The organism is Gracilibacillus timonensis (genome assembly GCF_900086715.1).
Lineage (GTDB): Bacteria > Bacillota > Bacilli > Bacillales > Amphibacillaceae > Gracilibacillus > Gracilibacillus timonensis.
The window spans coordinates 707386-728575 of the sequence record NZ_FLKH01000011.1 but is presented as its reverse complement, the minus strand read 5'-3'; the positions used below and the strand labels follow the sequence as shown (position 1 = coordinate 728575).

At 37.9% G+C, this 21190-nt stretch carries 21 protein-coding genes; 12 read left to right on the top strand and 9 right to left on the bottom strand.

The genetic code is table 11. The features are described from left to right. Positions 1-15: 15 nt before the first annotated feature. On the bottom strand, positions 16-603 hold the full coding sequence (locus BN6556_RS10745; RefSeq protein WP_066190905.1) for a hypothetical protein: 588 nt from the start codon (positions 601-603) through the stop codon (positions 16-18). 94 nt (positions 604-697) lie between these two features. Further along, positions 698-1210 carry an ureidoglycolate lyase gene (locus BN6556_RS10740; protein ID WP_066190902.1) on the bottom strand — a complete coding sequence of 171 codons (513 nt, stop codon included), beginning with the start codon at positions 1208-1210 and terminating at the stop codon, positions 698-700. Positions 1211-1551: 341 nt separating this feature from the next. Here BN6556_RS10740 and BN6556_RS10735 point away from each other — a divergent pair, with 341 nt between their 5' ends. Next, positions 1552-2322, top strand: a complete 771-nt coding sequence (locus BN6556_RS10735) for a DeoR/GlpR family DNA-binding transcription regulator (protein ID WP_066190899.1) — start codon at positions 1552-1554, stop codon at positions 2320-2322. A gap of 404 nt (positions 2323-2726) precedes the next feature. On the opposite strand, the gene BN6556_RS10730 is transcribed toward BN6556_RS10735, so the two are convergent. Both BN6556_RS10730 and BN6556_RS10725 read right to left on the bottom strand, forming a co-directional pair. Next, a complete protein-coding gene (locus BN6556_RS10730) occupies positions 2727-4043 on the bottom strand; it encodes an MFS transporter (RefSeq protein WP_066190896.1) in 1317 nt (438 codons plus the stop codon). 208 nt (positions 4044-4251) lie between these two features. Beyond that, positions 4252-5754: an L-fucose/L-arabinose isomerase family protein gene (locus BN6556_RS10725; RefSeq protein ID WP_066190894.1), complete on the bottom strand. Its 1503-nt coding sequence runs from the start codon at positions 5752-5754 to the stop codon at positions 4252-4254. Positions 5755-5892: 138 nt separating this feature from the next. On the opposite strand from BN6556_RS10725, the gene BN6556_RS10720 reads away from it, so the two are divergent. Both BN6556_RS10720 and BN6556_RS10715 read left to right on the top strand, forming a co-directional pair. After that, positions 5893-6756 (top strand): AraC family transcriptional regulator, encoded by an 864-nt coding sequence (locus BN6556_RS10720; RefSeq protein WP_066190891.1) that lies wholly within the window; start codon positions 5893-5895, stop codon positions 6754-6756. A gap of 674 nt (positions 6757-7430) precedes the next feature. Next, on the top strand, positions 7431-8279 hold the full coding sequence (locus BN6556_RS10715) for a CvfB family protein (RefSeq protein WP_066190889.1): 849 nt from the start codon (positions 7431-7433) through the stop codon (positions 8277-8279). A 272-nt stretch (positions 8280-8551) separates the two neighbouring features. On the opposite strand, the gene BN6556_RS10710 is transcribed toward BN6556_RS10715, so the two are convergent. Together BN6556_RS10710 and BN6556_RS21600 are read right to left on the bottom strand one after the other, a co-directional pair. Next, complete coding sequence (locus tag BN6556_RS10710; RefSeq protein ID WP_078060041.1) at positions 8552-10360, bottom strand: glycoside hydrolase family 127 protein; 1809 nt, start codon at positions 10358-10360, stop codon at positions 8552-8554. Positions 10361-10390: 30 nt separating this feature from the next. After that, positions 10391-11266, bottom strand: a complete 876-nt coding sequence (locus BN6556_RS21600) for a LysR family transcriptional regulator (protein ID WP_078060040.1) — start codon at positions 11264-11266, stop codon at positions 10391-10393. A 179-nt stretch (positions 11267-11445) separates the two neighbouring features. Here BN6556_RS21600 and BN6556_RS10705 point away from each other — a divergent pair, with 179 nt between their 5' ends. The 4 genes from BN6556_RS10705 (at position 11446) to BN6556_RS10690 (ending at position 15698) form a co-directional block, all read left to right on the top strand. After that, positions 11446-12816: an FAD-dependent oxidoreductase gene (locus BN6556_RS10705; RefSeq protein ID WP_066190887.1), complete on the top strand. Its 1371-nt coding sequence runs from the start codon at positions 11446-11448 to the stop codon at positions 12814-12816. A 49-nt stretch (positions 12817-12865) separates the two neighbouring features. Continuing rightward, positions 12866-13879, top strand: coding sequence for a TRAP transporter substrate-binding protein DctP (dctP, locus tag BN6556_RS10700; protein ID WP_066190883.1), 1014 nt, complete (start codon positions 12866-12868; stop codon positions 13877-13879). Between the two features lie 62 nt (positions 13880-13941). Continuing rightward, the gene (locus BN6556_RS10695; protein ID WP_161485694.1) at positions 13942-14418 is read left to right on the top strand and encodes a TRAP transporter small permease; all 477 of its coding nucleotides are present in this window, start codon (positions 13942-13944) and stop codon (positions 14416-14418) included. Continuing rightward, positions 14415-15698: a TRAP transporter large permease gene (locus BN6556_RS10690; RefSeq protein WP_066190877.1), complete on the top strand. Its 1284-nt coding sequence runs from the start codon at positions 14415-14417 to the stop codon at positions 15696-15698. The genes BN6556_RS10695 and BN6556_RS10690 overlap by 4 nt, the downstream gene beginning before the upstream one ends. Positions 15699-15793: 95 nt before the next feature. Here BN6556_RS10690 and BN6556_RS22830 read toward each other — a convergent pair whose 3' ends face one another. After that, positions 15794-16162: a MurR/RpiR family transcriptional regulator gene (locus tag BN6556_RS22830; RefSeq protein WP_392388591.1), complete on the bottom strand. Its 369-nt coding sequence runs from the start codon at positions 16160-16162 to the stop codon at positions 15794-15796. Here BN6556_RS22830 and BN6556_RS22515 point away from each other — a divergent pair. The 4 genes from BN6556_RS22515 (at position 16068) to BN6556_RS10670 (ending at position 18725) form a co-directional block, all read left to right on the top strand. Further along, positions 16068-16304 carry a hypothetical protein gene (locus BN6556_RS22515; protein ID WP_066190873.1) on the top strand — a complete coding sequence of 79 codons (237 nt, stop codon included), beginning with the start codon at positions 16068-16070 and terminating at the stop codon, positions 16302-16304. The genes BN6556_RS22830 and BN6556_RS22515 overlap by 95 nt on opposite strands. A gap of 267 nt (positions 16305-16571) precedes the next feature. Then, positions 16572-17006 (top strand): YciI family protein, encoded by a 435-nt coding sequence (locus BN6556_RS10680; protein ID WP_066190868.1) that lies wholly within the window; start codon positions 16572-16574, stop codon positions 17004-17006. Further along, positions 17003-18283: an RNA polymerase sigma factor gene (locus BN6556_RS10675; protein WP_066190865.1), complete on the top strand. Its 1281-nt coding sequence runs from the start codon at positions 17003-17005 to the stop codon at positions 18281-18283. The genes BN6556_RS10680 and BN6556_RS10675 overlap by 4 nt, the downstream gene beginning before the upstream one ends. Before the next feature lie 61 nt (positions 18284-18344). Beyond that, complete coding sequence (locus BN6556_RS10670; RefSeq protein ID WP_066190864.1) at positions 18345-18725, top strand: VOC family protein; 381 nt, start codon at positions 18345-18347, stop codon at positions 18723-18725. Positions 18726-18976: 251 nt separating this feature from the next. On the opposite strand, the gene BN6556_RS10665 is transcribed toward BN6556_RS10670, so the two are convergent. Continuing rightward, positions 18977-19432, bottom strand: coding sequence for a VOC family protein (locus tag BN6556_RS10665; protein WP_066190863.1), 456 nt, complete (start codon positions 19430-19432; stop codon positions 18977-18979). 77 nt (positions 19433-19509) lie between these two features. Between BN6556_RS10665 and BN6556_RS10660 the strand changes: the two genes are divergently transcribed. After that, positions 19510-20418, top strand: a complete 909-nt coding sequence (locus BN6556_RS10660) for a helix-turn-helix transcriptional regulator (protein ID WP_066190861.1) — start codon at positions 19510-19512, stop codon at positions 20416-20418. Between the two features lie 74 nt (positions 20419-20492). Here the strand turns inward: BN6556_RS10660 and BN6556_RS10655 are convergent, their stop codons facing one another. Next, a complete protein-coding gene (locus tag BN6556_RS10655) occupies positions 20493-21062 on the bottom strand; it encodes a YdeI/OmpD-associated family protein (protein ID WP_066190859.1) in 570 nt (189 codons plus the stop codon). Between the last annotated feature and the right edge of the window lie 128 nt (positions 21063-21190).

The following is a 21190-nucleotide window of genomic DNA, read 5'->3' as shown; positions in this document are numbered from 1 at the left end:
TCCTGAACAGGCATTTTATTTTTTGTAAGCATTTAAAAAGACATTACCGTTTGGAAGCTTAACAAGTGTTTTCTGTGGTATATTCCTAATGATTAAATAAGCCACCAAAGCAGTAGGAGCCTTATCAATAATATCTACAGACATATTTGATATAAAAGCACTAGCCCATACTGGCACTCCAGATCCCATCAAAATTCCTCCGAATACACCTGTTCCACTGACACCAAATCCATTAAATAAGAAATAAGAAATCAAGCTTCCTGATATTCCAACAAGCATTCCCATGATTGCTCCAGCTCCAATAGTTTTTGGAATGGTAGTAAAAAACCCCTTTTTACCCAAGTATCCCGCTAAAAACCCCATTAACATAAAATTAATGACGTAAAATAAAGATTGTGGATTCGTAATCGAGATACTCAAACAAGTAAGCAAACCAACAATGATACCCGGGATAGGTCCAGCAATAGCTCCGATCGTAAATGTTCCTATCGTATCTAAAAATAGAGGCAATTTAAGTAATACGGCAATTTGACCACCAACAAAATTGACAGCAACACCTATCGGAATTAAAAATATTAGTAAACCCATGTTTCGATTCTTCATAACACCTATTCCTCCCTTTATAAAGTTATGATTGCATGGCATTTCGTGTTGTAAAATGTGAAGAGAGGCTGGATACCTCTCTTGTATTCGACTGTTAAAATTTCATTTCTACCGTCTTTCCATCCATAAAAGGAACCCAAGGATTCACCATTTCATCCCCAAATTTATCTGGTTTCTTTTCAATCGCAAATAGATACGTACAATCTTTATTGGCTGGATAAGCAGGACTATGCCAAACTCCTTTATTAATGACTATGCCTTGTCCAGGTTTAATCCGAAAACATTGAACGGTCGCGACATCAGGCTCTTCATCTGGATCATTTATATCCTGACAAATAGCTACAGGTTGTATTATTTCATTATCTAAAGCAATTAATAACTCTTCCCTGCTGACATGACGTTCCATGGAATCTACTAACAGTTCCCGTTCTTTGGTATTAACTAATCCCATTCCGATAGGTTCTGAAACATCCAACATCGCAATGTAATTCCAACAATCCCAACCATCCCCTGTTTTGGGTGGGGGTGTGTTTGGAATCTCAATGACCTTTCCGAATCTTTCAAATTCAGCAGAATTAATATCTTTCACCATTGAATAATTAGACATATATGCCACTCCTTATAAATAATAATTTCTTTTAATTAGCTCAAGGAATAAAACGCTTACTTAATATGCAATAACCGTTTGCTTTTTCATCTTCTTCATTCATAAACGTTACCTCTATGCACAAAAAACTAATAAAGCCATTTTAAAGACATATACAATCAACCTCCTTTTTTTGAAGCTTTATACTATTTATTATTCATTATAGTAAAGTATATTTTCGTTTATGTCAATATATTATTTTTTAAATAAACATAAACGAACAATTTAAAACATAATTGTTGTGAATATCTTTATTAATAGCTATAATGATAATAAGATCGAGTATTCTGGGAGGAATCTTAATGTTACGAGAAGAGAGATTAAAAGAAATAGAAAGAATATTACATGAAAAAGGAAGAGTGGAAGTAAGCAATTTATCAAGAATGTTTAATGTGACAGAAATGACAGTCCGAAGGGATTTAGACGAATTAGCCACTAAACAAATCGCTATCAGGTCACATGGAGGAGCCATCATACACTCGGATAAAATACTCGCTGAACGCCCCTATGAATTAAGAATATTAATGAATCGAGAAAAAAAAGAAAAAATTGCCGAAGCCGGACTCTCTTTTATTAGTGATGGAAATAAAATATTCATTGATTCCAGTACTACTGGTTATTGCCTTGCCCATTCCATCCCAAACGAAAAAAGACTATTAATTGTTACTGGTACATTATCCACAGCTGTTGAATTAAACAACCGACCAAACTTGCAAGTCGTGTTTATTGGTGGTGACTTAGAAAAAGAGACTGGTACAAGTAAAGGGCATTTTGCCGAATTAATGATCAACTCAATGAATTTTGACGTTGCCTTTATCGGCGTCCCCAAAATAACACCTAATGGCATTCTAACTACCTCTAGCGTTGATGAACTAATGATTAAAAAATCCGTAATTAAAAAAGCTAAAAAAGTGATTGTATTAGTAGATAGCTCCAAAGTAGGCGAGCCAGATTTCTTAGAGTTATGTCATGTAAGTGAAATCGATACGGTGATTACTAATAATGATATAGACGAGGAATTCTTGAACACTTGTAAGGAAGAGAATGTGGAAGTGATTTTGACGGATAGCTGAATGCATATTTTAGTATCCTAAAAGAACATGTTCCACAATAAATGAATAGCTGTTAATAGAAGCCTATAGATACAAACTTCGATTGTTACATAATATGACATCGTTTTAGATTAAACTTAAAAATCCCTTGTGTATTTCCCATGGAATAAATAATAAGCATGAAAGACTAGCAGAATCATTCAAGAGAGAGTCGTCTAAGTTCCTAATCTCCAATACTAAAAAGAATGACACCGCCACTTCCGCAACCAAATGTCATTCTTTTTAGACTTGTTCTATTTTAAATCCGACTGTAAAGAATGCTACGATTCCAAATACAAATCAATAATATTGTTCGGCCTCTCCCACCAACATACGTTCATCATCCATTATTCAAATAAATCTACCTAATACTCGCGGATGATTTATTATGATTGTGATCCCGTATCCTTAAGAACTACAGCTCCATAACGTTCTTCTTCAATCTCATTTAGAGACCTCCCACGTGTATTAGGCGCCATCATTATACCTATTATGGCATGGATAATGAGCACAGTAGTCATCACGATACCAGCGATTTTAAAACCTAAAGTTGCCATTATAGTAGGCAAAACAAAAGACCAAATAGCGATACTTGCTCGAACAATAAAGAACATCAATCCTTGTGCAGTTGCTCGGTAACGGGTAGGAAATAGTTCACTCGTCCATAGTGCATAGAAAGCCTGAGCTCCAATCCCCGCTGCCGCCCCCCATAAAACAACAAAAATAATGAGTGTCGGCCATGTCATTGGCATGAATGTTAATACAATCCACGCAATAATGCCAGCTACCGCTCCAATACTAAATATTAGTTTTCTACTATATTTATCTCCCAACTTCATAAAAATAAAGTATGTGGTTAAAACAGTAAACATCCAAAGAAACGCTTGAAGTAAATTTGCCTGCATAGTGCTTAAACCACCAATATTCTCATAAATATAAGGCATAAAATACCCCATAGCTCCTGCTGTTAAACTCCAGAAAAGATAAATTCCTAAAGTCAAAAATAAAGCTTGACGATTTGGCTTTAGAGTAAAAAGTTCCTTAATTGAATTTTTTCGCATTACTCCTCTTAATTTTTCAGCCTTTTCTTCCGTTTTTTGTTGTTCCCATAGTTTCGATTCCCTTAAGCCTCGACGAATATACAGTGCTATACCTGCAATAATGAATAAATGAACAAAAATCAGTCGTGATCCCAACAATTCTAAAGGAGCTAATATTACTGCCAACGTAAAGGTAATCATTGGTCCAATTGACCATGCAAGTTGCGTCGTACCAACATGGGCGGCGCGCTTGTGTGTAGGGGATTCTTCCGCTATATAAGTCCATGAAACTGGCACACCAGCTCCAACTGCTATACCTGTTATAATAGTACCTATTAAAAGCATCGGAAAATTAATGGAAGCAGCAATTAAAAGCACACCAAACATATAGACCATTAAATCATAACTGAATATTACTCTTCTCCCAAATTTATCGGTTAATGGTCCTCCAATTAGTGCACCAATTGCTGCACCAAGAGCATTTGCACTAAGAGCACTAAGTAATCCTACCCCGATATTATCAAATCCTAAATACGCTTGCCACATTGTTAAACTACTGGCAGCGGCTATAATGGAACCAGCTTCAATATAATTTGCCATTGCAATAGCGACAGTAGCTTTCCAACCAGTTACATTCTTGGCAGCAAATATTTTCTTTTCCATTGTAAGTCCTCCTTGTATACCATAATGAGTCTAACCGAGCTTTATACACATGGACTTCTTATGCTTTTTCAGATAATACTATTCCTCTTTTATTAACATAGAAAAAGCACTCCCTACTTTATTAAACACTTGAATATGTCATATATTTTCTTCTTTAATATTTTGCAAGCGCTGTCATATATATTATTAAATTTTCTCTCCCAACGTTTTAAATCTTAACTGTTGGAATCCCCAATATAAGACCTACTTTTTTAAATAAATCAGCATTTTTTCCAATTGACATTGCACAGTGATGTATCGGAGCTTCTTCAAACCATTTCTCATAATACGTGTCTGGAGCCATACCAAATTTCACTTGTGTCTGGGTATTTCCTATTTTCATTGTCTCACCATCGGTGGCTTCTCCTTCACTAATAATTAACTTTAATCGACCTTCAACGGTCTGAGTCAGACCCAGTGTGGTAATTGGTCCAGTTTTAACCTTGGCCTCTACAGAAACACCACTTCCTTGTTTTCCATGATAAAGACCTAGACCTCTTAAAATAGGTTTACCATTTGATATTTCTAAATGAAAAGGACCATCATGTCCTAATAAAATGGTGTCATTTACGTAATCTGTAGTCACTATCTCGCAAAAACTTCCACCTACCCCAAGGATGTCACAAATTTTCATCGCAACGTTTGTCTTTAAATCACCCTCTCCCGCAGCAGGAACACTCTGAGCAGTAAGTAAAGAATTCCCTAAAATAAATCCACTTTGCAACTTTTCATATTCACTGTCAGGAGTACCGTGATAGTAATAGGTTAATCCATCTAATCCTCTATCTTTCACCAATTTTTCTTGGGCTGCTGCTACATGATAAGACCAATTTAAATCCTCTTCAGTTGGTTTCCTTGCCAGCTTCTCTGAAGGAGAGTCTTCACTAATTGAAAACATGTCCAAAACTTGCTTTTCTTTATATTGCATTTCTTTATCCGTTATCGTCAACATTCTTTCGTTTAAGTCGCACATCTCTAGAATATCTACTTGTATACCTGTTTGCGCCTGTATCATCGTAAAGTCACTATACAAGTCTAGCATTCCATTATAGGTATTTCCTAAAAATCCAAATTTAGCATTGCTCAACACATCCTTTACATGTGCAGCTTGAATCCATTCTTTGATTTCTTTCCACGCTCGAATAGCCTGCTGGTGATGATTGGTTACTTCATTCGTCATTGAGATCTCCGGCGATCGATCAAGACCCAGCAAACCGCTAATTACTTTATATTCCAAGCCCGCTCGATTAAACACATTGGAAAATTCAGGGATAGGGCAAGCTCCGCAATGTGCTAACCATTCTCCTGTATTGGTTTCATCGTAATTTAATTGATCAGCAGGCTGAAGATTCAAGATAATTATGGTTGCATGTGAGCGCTGATGAACTGGCAATACGACAGAACTAGTCGCATAAGTTGCCGCATGAATAAAAATCACATCCACATTATGTTTGTTAAAGTAAGTGCCAGCTTCCCTCCCTTTCTCTTCTGAATCTATTAATCCAAAATGAAAGATTTCCCCCCACTCACTCATTCTGTTGGCAATAAATTCACCATAACTTATTAGTCTTTCTTTCAAACCGGGGAACTGATCCCAATATGCATTCAAACCAGTGGAATAAAGTCCAATCTTTGGTTTATCATATTTTCTTAATGCACTTATTTCAGACATCATCATCCTCCTATTCGTTCGATATATCAAAATTGTACACGATTACATTTTTAACATCATCGATTTATATTGTGAAAAAATAATAGTATATTGGTATAATTGATTTTAATTAAAAATAACAAATAGGGAGGAATTACTTTGGTCGCCTGGATAGATGATGGTTCATTTGATTGGACCGAGGATTCGATAAGATTAACATTAAATCCATCTAAACATACAATTGATTCTTATTTATATATACAAGAAATTGGTCATTTTAAAGCCTATTCTTCTTATTACACGGAGAGACATAACCTCGAATCTTATTTGATTATTTTTACGTTACAAGGGGAAGGGAAGCTATTATATCAAAACCAAGAATACATTTTAGACCAGCATTCATTATGTTTTATTGATTGTAAAAATCATCAATACTATCAAACCAGTAAAGAACTATGGCAGTTCTATTGGGTGCATATCAATGGGAAGCAGATTAAAAATTATTATTCAGACTTTTCACAAGATAAGAATATCTGTTTTAAAGTAAGAGATGATACAGCAAAAAACATTATTCAGACAATGTTAAATTTACAAAATAATAAAACTAGAACTTTAGAAATAATAATAGCAAGAGAAATTATTAATCTTCTCACATTATTATTAGTAGAGAAAATGCGATTAAAATATAATGATGAAACCAAGATACCTGCTTATATTTTCGATATTCAGTCCTATTTTGAGAAAAATTACAAAAATAAAATTACACTTGATGATCTTTCTAAAGAATTTAGACTAAACAAATATCAAATTGCAAAAACGTTTAAAAATTCTGTAGGCATTTCACCTATTGAGTATTTAATTGAAACAAGAATCGGCAAAGCAAAGGATTTATTAAAATACACTAATTTATCAATAAATGAAATCGCCTATGAAATCGGAATAGATAATGTGACGCATTTTATAAACTTATTTAAAAAAAGGGTGGGGATGACACCCTTAAAATTCAGAACTAGTTGGAAGTGAGACGGGTTCGATTATTTTCTAGAAAACTTACCATCAGCCACTTCAAACTGCAAATACAAGCAATACATTTATTAGGTTATCTCCTTTTAAAATAACTACGCCGATCAAGAATAAGTTAGATAAAGAAAGAGACATTATAGCTGGCATTAACTTACCTGGGTTATTTACTGGTATGATGGAGACTTATATCGCTCAGTCTTATTTAATTAACACGTTCTACTCCACTAATATCCATCCTAATTTATACAGAATAGTTTTAAATAAAAAAGTAACGACTTTGGTAAATAGAGCAACTTCTATATCATTTATGTGTACCCAAAGGAACTCCTCCTTGACATCCCTCTCCATATATGAGATGATAACAAAGTTAACAAACTAAAGTAACAAATAAGTGTAGCTGGTATTCTACTCATATTTTTGAAAATACTTATTCACACTGGCGCGACTAAGGGGTCGCAAGGACGTAAGAGCAGGTAGGGCTTACGTTGCTTAAGTTAGAAAATCCCAGTGGGATAATTACCGCGGTAAAGTGAAATTCTATTAATAAAATTTCCCACCCGAATGATTCGGGATATAAATAAAATCATAAATCTTATGTGTTGCTTTATCAATCAAAGGGGTACTCTTATCGCAAGAGTACCCCTTTTCCAATACATATGAAAGAAGGTCTTACTATGAATGAGCACATAGGTACCATCCAAACACTAGAGGTACTACGACAAATCGATACTGGTTATGTTTTAGAAAACGACATCCTCCTGCACCATAATGAAACGGACGCAGAACTTGAGGCTGAACAATCTGTTGATGTTTTTCTTTATCAGGATAAAAAAGGACAGACCGTGGCAACGACACAATTACCAACGATTCAAATCGATAGGTATGGCTGGGCTGAAGTAGTAGAAGTCCTGCCACACCTAGGTGTATTTGTGAACATTGGTATTGCAAAAGAAATCCTTGTATCAAAAGATGATTTGCCATTGTTCGAAAACGTCTGGCCCATCATTGGTGATAAACTTTACGTTTCATTAGGCAAAGACCGGAAAGGACGCCTTCTTGCCCTCCCTGCAACAGAAAGCATTCTCTCAAGAATATTTGAGTTAGCACCCGATGACCTATTGAATGCGACCATCCATGGCCGCATCTATCGCACAGATAGAGAAGGTGCTGCATGTATAACGGATGAGGGATACCGTGGATTCATCCATCACACGGAACGAAAAGAAGAGCCACGTTTAGGTGAACGAGTGCAAGGCCGTGTTATTGAAGTGAAACCTGATGGCACAGTAAATGTATCTCTCCGACCATTAAAAAAATACAGCATGGGTGAAGATGCCGATATGATATTGGCGCGACTAGAGAAAAGCGATGGCGTGATTCCGTTTTCCGACAAAAGTGACCCTGAAGATATCCGTGACACATTTCACATCAGTAAAGCAGCATTCAAACGTGCTCTTGGTAAACTGATGAAAGAGAAGAAAGTAGAACAGCTTGACGGGAAAACTTACTTGAAGGCAAAGTAAGACTATTTCTTATTTGGCCCCTACAATTTCTTTCACATATAATGCACATGCTATTTCGGTCCATCATCCATAATAAATGATTGACCGATTTTTGTATCTAATACTCAAAAAGTATATAAAACCAACACTTCACTAAACTGTTCTTGTGAGACATAGAAGTGTTAGCTATTTCTTTTAAAAAGTTTTCCATTACATATAATAAAATGTCACTTTAATCCAAGCTGTAGATAGATTCTCGATCCCTAAAACTCATTTTACTCTTCGCTTCACCACTACCTCCCATACAACTTCTCCCCTTCCACACAAGGCAACCAAACCTTCATAGAACCCGCCTCTCGGTTATCCCAAGCATAATAAGGAATAGCGCTGAAGGATACTCCTGAATTCTTATTTATCCCCTTCAACAAAACGCCCCCATTTAACCATTCCAACTTATCCTCTAGTACGTAACTAGTATCTTCCTGAACGGCGATGTTCTCGACAGGCAGCTGATTATCCGTCTGTTCTACGCAATATACCAACGGTCCTCTCTGGAGTGCTATTTTTCCAACATTCTCTTTCACTAAAGGATGTGCCTTCATTGTTTCTACAGGCATATCAAAATAGATCGTTAGCTTATCTCCGTTCTGCCAATGACGATTTAATGAAATATAGCCTTTCTCCATGACATAATCATCCACTAGCTGATCATTGTAAAATAACTTCAAGGTCCTACACCAGCCCGGAACACGGATATTTAGGCTTATGTCACATGGTTGTTGTGTTTCTATACTAATTTCCACTTTTTCATCCCATGGATAACTCGTTTTCTGATGTAAACGGAGGGATCCTTCTGGTAATGGAATGGTGCTTTTACTTTCCATAAATAGATTCACCCAAACCTCCTTCTCTGCGTATGTATAAACATACTGACCGATTGAAGGAATAAACCGAGATATTTGCGTTGGACAACAAGAGGTATCAAACCATGCCACACGATGATGACTGCCATCTGATTCTAGTGGATTTTCATAGAAAAATGTATCCCCCGACAAAGAATAGCCAGCTAGTGCTCCGTTATACATCGCTCTTTCCAGCACATCTATATATATACTATCACCGTGTAATAAATGCATGCGGTGATTCCAAAATACCATCCCAACAGACGCACACGTTTCGCAATAAGCGCTTTCATTTGGTAAGTCATAATCTTCCGTAAAACCTTCATTATGCCGAGATGGTCCAATTCCACCTGTAATATACATGTTCCGATCGACAATACTATGCCATACAGCATCCATACTGCGTAAATAATCCGAATCTTTCGTTACTTTTGCCACATCGGCCATAGCGGTGTATAAGTACATAGCCCTTACCGCATGTCCCTTGACCTCTGTTATTTCCCGCACTGGCTTATCATCCTGACAATAAGCCGGTCCCCAATCTTCCCGATCCCAAATAGCACCTTCTCCGTAACCATGCCCTCTTTGTTCCAATAGCCAGTATGCTAACTTCCAATATCGGTCTTCTTCTGTTAATTGATACAGTCTCACTAGCGCCAACTCAATCTCTGGATGGCCTGGTACCCAATTCCGTTTCCCTGGACCAAACGTGTGATCATAATGATCCGCTAATTTACACGCCACATCTAACAGTTTACTTTTTCCTGTTGCTTGGTAGTAAGCAACCGCCGCCTCTATGAGATGTCCACCACAATACATTTCATGCTTATCCATATCCGTCCAGCGCTGGTCTTGATGATTTAAAATGAAATAGCATAATAAGTAACCATCTTCTTGCTGCGCTGCGGCGATTTCATCCACTATTTGGTCTACTTTCTGTTCAAGCTGTTCATCGGGATGATTCATTAAGGAATAAGACGCACCTTCTAACACCTTATATACATCCGAATCATTAAAAAAGATCCCCTCAAATTCCCCACTCTCATGACCAGCAGCTTTTGAAAAATTAGCTATTCTGCCTGTACTTTCACACTTTTCTATACAAGCCTGTAAGGTAATATCCTTAAAGGTCTGTAGTCTGGGCTGCCAAAAAGGATCGGTTATTTTTACTTGTGTAAAGGGTAACGCTTGTTTTTGCATGGGTATCAACACCTTCCTGTTTTTATGGAGCTACTTCAACAAACTTTTACAAATATTAATCAATTCTTTGGCTGACTCTGGTAAGTATCGGGAATTATTATAAAGCAGGTAAATATTTCTTTTAGGAGATGGTTTGCTAAGCGGATATGCATGAAGTTCTCTCCTAAATGGGGAAAATGAAATGTAATTCTTCGGTACAATGGTCATGCCAAGTCCTTTATCTACCAATGAAAGGGCCGTTTGAAAGTGTTCTACTTCAAATTTGACGTTAGGTTGTATCGCTACTTTCGCAAACGTATCCAAAATTTCATGATCTGTTTGATGCCCAGGAGGAGTTAAAATTAAGGGGAGCTTGCCAAGAGTCTCCAGATCAATTGGATAATCATCACGTGGTTGATTGGTGACAAGTACCCACTCCTCTTGGTACAGAAAATCACTCTGGATAAAATCAAGATTCGGTTGATAACTAGAAATGCAAAAATGTGTTTCAAAATTTTCTAATGATTCAATGATTTGTTCAGGAATGAGAATTTCGTGAAGACGATACGTTTGCTCTGGATACTCTTGCAGATGTTTACTAATCATAGTAGGAATCCAATATTTCACCGATTCTATCATCCCTATTTGAATTTGACCGGTTCCATGGGAATGGAAATCAGGAACTTCTTTTATTAGTGCTTCATGTTGGTTCAATAAGTTCTTTGCTGATTTATACAATCGCAATCCAGAATCCGTCAATATAATACTGCGTTTCGTTCTTTCAAACACCTTGAAGCCAATTTCTTCTTCCAGCATTTGAATCGCGTTGGTTAAAGAAGGTTGTGAAATTCTTAATTGATTTGCTGCTTTTGTAAAGTTCCCTACTTCAGCCAGTACAACGAAATAAGATAATTTTCTAAAGTCCATAATTGCCTCCTTATAGTCTCTATCTATTATTATATAGATTTTTAGTATTTCTATCTACTTTTTATCTATTCTATAATTGGCACAAGCAGAAACCATATAACGATCCCTTTGGTCATGGGTTCGAAGCATATTCTGCACAACATGGAAGCGATTACTAATAAAAGAAAGGAGTCAACAACATGAATCAAACAAAAAAACTTCAACAATATGACGTGGTTGTAGTAGGTGGAGGACCAGGAGGCATACCAGCAGCACTAGCTTCTGCGCGAGAAGGCATGCGTACTTTACTAGTAGAACGAAATCCTTTTCTTGGAGGGGTGGCTTCTACGGGACTACCTTTACTAGCCTTTTACGACAGAGAAGGCACACAAGTTGTAGGAGGGATAGGAGACGAGATTATCCAGGAACTTGAGAAAATAGGCGGTAGTTTAGGTGGGCACATTCCTTGTCCATTGCATAATTCGATTACACCCGTTAACCCCTTCTTATTCCGGAATGTCGTAGGAGAAATGTGCAAAAACGAAGGGATCGAACTATTTCTCTCCACAGAACTTCAAGAGGTTAGAGTGGATAATGGAAAAGTATCAAGCGTACAACTTCATTCAAGAGGCTGGACATATGATGTGGATTGCAAGGCGTTGATTGATGCAACAGGGGATGGAATGGCAGCCTATCTAGCAGGAGCTGAATATAGTGTGGGGAGTAAACAGTCTAACCATATTCAACCCGTTTCTTTGGTTTTTAGTATAGGAAATGTAGATTTAGATGAAATGCTAGATTATATCCAAGCAAACCCTGATACATTTAAAACGCCAGATACGTATGGCAGTGGCATGCAATATTCCATTGAGGATTTTACAGAAGCCGCCTCTTTTTATTTTACAGGTTTCGGAGAATTGATAGAAGAAGCCAAAAGAAATGGTGATTTCGATATTCCAAGAGATCGCATCATTCTGGCAAAACAGCCGAATAAAAACGAAGTGGTGGTAAATGCAACAAGAATCAATGATATTGATCCGACAGATCCAGAGAGTTTAAATCTAGCAGAAATCGAAGGACATAAACAAGTATTGACGCTGTTGAAATTCTTCCAAAAATATTGTCCAGGTTTTAAAGACGCCTTCTTGGCTAACACAGCAAACGGCGTATACGCACGAGAAAGCAGGAGAATTACTGGAATAAAAACGATGACACAAGCGAATATAGATGAACTATCCATTCCGGAAGATTCTATTGCACTTGCTGGTTATAATATTGATATTCACTCTGGAAAATCGATAAAGTTTATGCCTTCTAAACATGCGGTCGGCATACCATACGGCTGCCTCGTGTCACGAAATATTGAGGGACTGTTAGCTAGTGGTCGCTGCATTTCGGTAGAACCCTACCCTTTTGGTCTGATTAGAGCCATGTCAACCTGCCTGGCTATTGGAGAAGCTGCAGGTACCGCTGCCTCATTAGCTATCAAAAATAATATTCCATTGAAAGAGGTGGACGTTGATAGACTAAGAAACGAACTAAGGAACAACGGTGCGATTGTATCAAAATAAAAACGATGTTGAACTCCCACCTTAGATTGCGAAAGGAGCTAAGAGAAGGATGGCACCAATAATCAAGCAGATGATAGGTATGGTTGTCCTAGTTATACTCATTACTGGATGTGGTATGGGAAGTAGTGCTGAAGAAGAAACAGCAGAACCTATCGAAGTACAATTTGGTCATACACTATCTATCAATTCGCCTTGGCAAGAAGGAGCAGAACATTTTGCTGAGATTGTTGAAGAAGAAACAGATGGCAAATATGAAGTTAATATTTTTCCTAGTGGCCAGATAGCTTCTGGTAATCAACGAAAGGCCATTGAAATGCTACGGCAAGGTAGTTATGACGTGGATATTACTTCCTCTTTAGTTTGGTCTAGCTTTGATGAACAATTGAATATTACGGCTATGCCTTGGTTGTTAACGTCATGGGAAGAAGCGCAGGAAACCATTGATGGCAAAGGCGGAGAAATGTTATTAGATATTTTAGAAGGCAATGGTGTCACACCTGCAAGCATCGGCATCACTGGTTTTAGACAAATGCTTAATAATGAACACCAAATAGAAACCCCTGAAGATTTGGAAAATTTGGATATGCGAATACCCAACACCCCTGTCTATTTTGATATATATAACCACTATGGAGCCAACGCCCTTGACATGGACTTTACCGAAGCATTTGCAGGGATTCAACAAGGCGCGATTGATGGGATGGAGGCGGTAGAAGAGGTCGTTTTAACAGGTAGTTTTTACGAGATTCTTGACTACATGTCCGTCAATAATTATAGTATTGATTTTTTCTTCTTATCTTTCAGTAATGATTTTTATGATCAATTACCAGAAGAAGATAAACAAATATTTCTAGAGGCAGGGAGAGAAGCTACTGAATATATAACGGATTATTCAGCAGAAGCTAATGTTGAGGCCTTAGAAGAACTAAAAAATGAACTGGATGTATATGAAGCCTCCGAGGAAGAAATAGCAGCTTTTAAAGATTCGGCACTCCCGATTTATGATATGTACAGGAACGATTTTAGTGCGGAATTACGTGACGCTTTTAACTATCCAGATTGAATAAAGTCATCCAACCGCTTCTAACTAGACCGACTATTTTCTAAGAAGGGATGCAAACTGACATGAAATTCTTAAATCATATAGAAGAATATTTACTTGCCATCTGTCTGTTATCAATGGTAATCATCAACTTTGCTGACGTATTTTTAAGATCTTTATTCCACTCCTCCCTATCCTTTTCAGGAGAGCTGCTGATGATATTGTTTGTGTGGGTGGTATTGTTAGGCGTGGCAATAGGCTATAAACAAGTGAAACATATCAGTCTGCCGATTGTCTTCGATGTTCTTTCTGTCTTCTATAAAAAAATCTTGATTGTTTTCTCTGGCATCGTTACGTTTGTTTTTATCATGTCATTGGTGATTAGTGGGTATCAAATGATCGCACAACAAATTCTATTTTCACAAAAGACAGCTGTTCTTCAAATGCCGGAGTGGATTGCCGGAGTTTCTATTCCTATCGGCTCCCTATTCATTCTTGTTCGTTTGATTCAATCAACCGTAGGACAAATTTCTGAGGTTAAGGAAGTGAGGCAGAAATGATATTAGCGATTATTTTACTAGGCTCTTTCTTCTTGTTAATCTTTTTAAATGTACCGATCGCCGTTTCCTTAGGAGCAGCATCGCTATTAGGTCTTATATACAGCGGGGTATCGTTTGATATTCTCGCCCCAACGGTTTATTCGGCAATTACTAAGTATTCACTCCTTGCTATTCCTTTTTTCATACTAGCAGGACTGTTAATGGAGAAAGTAGGTATTACTCGAAGACTTATCTATTTTGCTCAAACCGTATTAGGCGGTATGCGAGGCGGGCTTGCTTACACAGTCATTGTGGTAGCATTAGTCTTTGCTGCTATATCAGGTTCTGGTCCAGCAACAGTGGCTGCCCTCGGTACTATTCTCATACCAGCTATGTTAGCACAAGGATATGACAGAGGGATGGTAGGGGGATTGTTAAGTTCTACGAGTAGTATCGGCATTATTATCCCGCCTTCTGTCGCCTTTATTGTTTATTCCTCATTGGCATCCGTCTCCGTGTCTGAGATTTTCTTAGCGGGGATTATTCCAGGATTGCTTTTAGGTATTGCGTTTATTATTTGTAGTTATTTCTTTATCAGAAAAAATGATAATATCGAAGTTCCAAGGGCCTACTCGGCCAAAGAAAAATTCAAAGCATTTACCGATGCGTTCTGGGGATTATTAGCACCAGTCATTATATTAGGTGGTATTTACAGTGGTATTTTTACCCCAACAGAAGCGGCAGGAGTTGCGGTTGTTTATGCTTTAATTGTTGGAATTTTCATTTATAAGGAACTTTCTTTCAAAAAACTATTCGATGTATTAGTCGATTCATCCGTAACAACAGCAACCGTCATGTATATAGTAGCTAGTGCTACAATTTTTACGTGGTTACTAACCACTTCCTTATTAGCCGCTGACATGGCTGCATTCATTACATCGATAAGTTCGAATGTTATTCTCATGCTACTTTTATTTAACCTGATCTTTTTAATCGCAGGGTTTTTCTTAGACACTATTTCTGCTTACTACATCCTGACTCCCGTCATGTTTCCGGTTATTGCAGAAATGAACATTGATCCGATCCATTTTGGTGTATTCATCACCATCAATCTAGCAATTGGCCAATTTACTCCCCCTGTTGGTGTGAATCTATTTGTCGCCTCGAATGTTGGTGATATTCCACTACAGGAAATCGTTATGAAGGTTATACCTTATATTTTGGTATCTATTATCGTGCTGCTGATTGTGACCTTCTTCCCTCAGTTGTCACTGTGGCTGCCTTCTTTGATGTTTGAGTAGTATGGATGGTAGACTATTTGTGAGTAGCTTCAGTAGTGTGGCTTTAAAAACTATAAAAACAACCAAAGTGTGTAGTAATGGCTTTGGTTGTTTCCTCATGTTTTATAACTAATAAAGAATCTAACGATAGAATATATCATAAAAAAAGAGCACCGTAACTCAACCGAACTTTCCAATAAAAATTCTTCTACAACAATGTGGGCTATAACGATAGTTGGATTGAATCTAAGTCTAAAGGAATGTTTTTGAAGTCTAAGCTCTGGACTCTTTATTGCTTCATCTTGAATTTCAAATAAAATCACTAATGTAGACCGTGCGGATACATCATATCCTTCACAAGAGGCTTTTTGTACAGTAGTACTTATACCGATGTCTACTAAGTCAAATAATGGACTACCCGGGTTATTTGTTATTGCAACACTCTTTACATTTAAATACGAAAATTTATCCGCTGCCTTAACCAATGTATTGGTGTTTCCACTAGAAGAAATAAAAATAACTAAATCATTCATACCAATCCAATTGCTCATTAATATAAAGGAACTAGAAGAAAAGAATGAACAATTAAAAGATCAAGTTCAAAAATTACATGGCAAGCTATTTTAGCGTTATTGTATATCTCAGATCTAATATAGCGTTCGGATTAGTGTGAACTTTCGCTATGGGTATGTGTTAAAATAAACTTATGAAGTATAATTTACGAGATCGATTTTCAACAATCGGGCTATTTTGTGGAATAAGATTTCATTTAAAAAAATTTATCTGATGTGTCGATTTTGTCGTGTCCCATTCGTTGTCTAAATAGAGGCGGGAAAAAAGGCAAAATAACCTAGGAAACCCGTCTCCAAATATTAAATTTGGGAGGAATAACAAATGCGATTCATGATGATTGTCAAAGCCACTAAAGATTCCGAGGCAGGAGTAATGCCTAGCCAAGCTCTTGTTAACGCAATGATGAAGTATAACGAAGAACTGGTGAATGCAGGGGTACTTGTGGCCGGGGATGGGCTCCACCCAAGCACGGAAGGTATTCGCATCTCTTATCCTGATTCCGGGAAGAAACCGCAAGTGACGGATGGTCCTTTCACGGAGGCGAAAGAACTGATCGCTGGATTCCACATCATCGAGGTGAAATCCAAAGAAGAAGCTCTCGAATGGGCGCTTCGCATGCCGGACCCACATGGTTACGGAGAAGGAGAAATCGAACTTCGTCAAATCTTCGAGGCGCCGGAGCTCACACAGGATCAGGAGACATTGGCAAAGGATGCTGAACTGCGCGAAGCTGTGGAGGGACGAGAGAAACCGTGACAACCCATGACCCCCATCGTACGATCGATGCCATCTGGAGAATTGAATCTGCTAAAATCATTGCAGGATTGGCGCGGATCGTTGGTGATGTCGGGATGGCTGAGGATCTTGCACAGGATGCGCTAGTCATTGCGCTTAAAAGCTGGCCGGAATCAGGGATACCGGAAAATCCTGGCGCATGGTTGATGAAGACCTCAAAACGTCGTGCAATCGATCAGCTTCGTAGAAATAGGACGCGACGGAATAAGTATGAACAGCTTGGCCGTGAAGTTGATTCCTATCATGAACCTGACTTCGATGCTGCCATTGACAATGATGTCAACGATGATCTTCTCCGCCTTATTTTTACCACGTGTCATCCAATTCTTTCTCAGAAAGCGCGCGTTGCACTCACGCTGCGTTTGCTCGGAGGGCTGACGACAAAGGAAATTGCGAGTGCTTTTCTCGTCCCCGAGCCGACCATCGCACAGCGTATTGTCCGGGCCAAACGAACGCTTAGAGAGGCGCATGTCCCATTCGAATCCCCAGAAAGTGCTGAGCTCCCGGCACGACTCTCTTCGGTGCTGGAAGTCGTCTACTTCATGTTCAACGAGGGGTATGCCGCGTCTTCCGGAGAGGACTGGATACGTCCCAGATTATGTGAGGAGGCATTGCGCCTCGGTCGGGTATTGGCAGAACTCGCTCCTGGAGCGTCGGAGACCCACGGTCTTGCGGCGCTTATGGAAATTCAATCGTCACGACTTAAGGCGCGGATCAGCCCTTCCGGAGAGCCTATACTTCTTAGGGATCAAAACCGAGCGCTTTGGGATCAACTTCTTATCCGGCGGGGACTTGCTGCGATTGAGCGCGCTGAGCGTCTTGACGAAACACTGGGTCCGTATTCACTGCAGGCGAAGATTGCTGCGTGTCACGCAACATCCTCTTCCGCATCAGAGACAGACTGGGTACGAATATCTGCCCTTTATGATGCCCTCTCTCAAGTGGCTCCATCACCTGTTGTGGAGTTGAATCGCGCGGTTGCGCTTTCCAGGGCGTTCGGTCCAGAAGTTGGTCTTGAAATCGTTGATGGATTGAAGTCAGAACCATCATTGAAGGATTATCATCTGCTACCGAGCGTGCGAGGCGATATTCTCTTTAAACTTGGCCGTTTAATCGAAGCACACGATGAATTCCAACGTGCGGCAACACTCACGGGAAATGCCCGTGAGCGTGAGTTGTTATTCAAACGAGCTGCAGAATGTGATGATGACCAGCCAAAGAGCGATGACAGCGAGTGAATATTTTATTGGGTATTAAGGGAGGCAATTAAAATATTTTAAAAATTGAGGAGGAAGATGAATGATTAACAAAGTAGGTCAAATTATGTTGTACGTCAATAATCAGGATGAAGCAGTGAAATTCTGGACAGAAAAGATAAGGTTCCATGTCAAATCTGATGAAACTGAAGGAGACATGAGATGGATTGAAATTGCGCCAACAAAGGAGGCTGAAACAAGTTTAATCCTTCACGACAAGCAATTCATTGCCAACATGGAGCCTGAAATGAATCTTGACACCCCTTCATTAATGTTTTTTACAAAAAATCTCGATCAGTTACATGACGACTTATCAAGTAAAAATATCACCGTCGGGGAAATTGAAAACATGCCGGCAGGTCGGGTTTTTAACTTTTCCGACCACGAACAAAATTATTTTGCAGTCATGGAAAAGAGTAAATAACGATCCATTTTATTTCATTTTAATGCATCTTAAACGGGCGCAATTGTTGAATAAGGACTGCGCCTCAATCGGGCCATATTGTTGAACAACAACCGTCATCCCTACTTCTAAATGAAAGTTTCAAACTAAAATAGAAATAAAACAAGCCCTGAAATTACCAAACATAAAGGTACTTCAGGGTCTTTTAATATTGTATTAGTGTGGGTGTATCGTAAAAATGTTGACGGAACACCCACTCTGATAATTCAAATTTAATCTACAAAACCATCTAGAAATTTACTCGCATCACTATTGAATTTCCACATTACACCGAATTTGTCGATTAACATTCCAAAACTTGCTGACCATGGAGTAGAAGATAGGGGCATGATCACAGTACCACCTTCAGAAAGCCCTTCAAAACATTGTTTATTCATTTCTGAATCAGCATCAATAATACTGATTAAGACGGTATTCCCTGTTGTGATTTCGCCTGCCGCAGCTTGCATAAAAGGCGGAACATCAGAGATCATTAAAATATTCCCTGAAAACTCAATACGAGATTCCATAATCATGTTTTGTTCTTTTACCGTTAATGGGGCATTTGGATCTTGACCAAAAGCACCAAATCTCACCATTTTTACATTTGTTGCTTGTAATGCCTGTTCATAAAAGGTTAACGCTTCTTCTGCTCTTCCACCAAATTGTAGATAGGATATTGCTTTCATAACTTAATTCCTCCTTTTCATATTTGAAGTATAATAGAACATAGGCGACAGCATTATGTCGTATATAGGAGGGAAATATGAAAAAAATTGAACGACTTATCTCGATAGTGATGATATTGTTACAAAAAGAAGTTGTTTCTGCATCAGAATTTAGTCGACTTTTTAATGTATCGAAACGAACGATTCAACGTGATATGGAAGCATTAAGTTATGCAAACATCCCAATTTATGCGGAATATGGTGCTGAAGGGGGATATGCGTTAATGGAAGGGTATAAATTCGATAAACGATTACTAAATCACAAGGATATTGAAAATATACTCATAGCTTTAGGTGGCTTTGAGGGACTGATTACGAATCAAGAGATTCAAACGACTATTCAAAAAATCAAAGGAATGGCTAGCAAAGATATTTTTCCAAAACTTGATTTATCTTTTTATGATTGGGTTGGAAGAAGTAAGATTAAGGAAGAAATTTTATTTATCAAGAAGGCAATTGAGAATAATTGGTTATTAAAGTTTGAGTATGTAGACCAAAAAGGAAACATAACTTATAGAGTCGTAGAACCCTATAGGTTACATTTAAGTGAAATGCATTGGTATCTTATTGGTTATAGTTTAGAACGGGAAGACTATCGAACGTTTAAATTGACGAGGATAATAAATATCCAAAAAGACGGTTTTTTTGTCCCAAGGTCTGAAAAGGAATTTAAGGATGAAAAAAAACACGATGTACAACAAAACTTGGTTAGTGTACAACTATCGATAGATGTTGCTGTAAGAGATCAATTTATCGAGAGATACGGAAAAAATGCCGTTACAAAAGTGACTACAAGTAGTTACCTTGCGACAATTGAATTGCCTGAGAATCAATTTGCCTACCAGTTTATAGCCGGATTCGGTAATAAAGTTAAAATTATGAAGCCAAAAGGTTTCGTTTCTAACTATTTGAACTTTTTAAAGGAAGCAATGAAGCTTTACAAATAAAATGTTTATAGGTCAGCTTTGGAGATTCATGATGGATATCAAAAATTCTAAAATTCAATTCCCATATCCTTTCCTCAATAATTGATTAAGCGACCATTATCATTCCACTGACCATACATTTTATTTTCTCTTGTATTTTCAATAAACTTATATAGCCTTTTATTAAAAATATCGGGTTCATTCCTATAACTTTGTATTGTATCAATTCTAATCCTGCTATATAGTTCAGGAAAGTTAATGAAGTTCTGGTATAATTGTTCGTCTTCTTTTAGAAGCGTTTCAATATCTTTATCTATAGTAAAAGATTCTGGTCGCATATCGGGGAGAATTTTCAGTCCTTCCTCTTTCATCAAGCCTAATTTATCTAATCTCTTTACCTTTTCTTTATTTAATTCTGTCCAATTACTTGTTTTCTTTCTTGGAGAAAGCCTTTGAGCCAATTCAGTATCTGATATTTTTTTCTTTATACCATCAATCCAACCAAAGCATAATGCTTCCTCAACTGCATCTAGATACTGGATGGCTTCAGTTTGTTCACTCATGCTTACTATTACCCAACAAAACCTTGCTGTATTCGAATTTTCCTCAAGCCAATCTCTCAATTCCTGCCTCGTCTTAACTCTAATCAAATTCTTAATTTCCATTTTTGAACATATCCTTTCTCATTCAATAGGAGTGGTTTCGCACATAGAAAAAATGAACGCCTTCAAATAAGTGAAAATAAATGTTTATGGTCTAAAAAAACAGGAATCGTAGCCATACTCCTACTTCA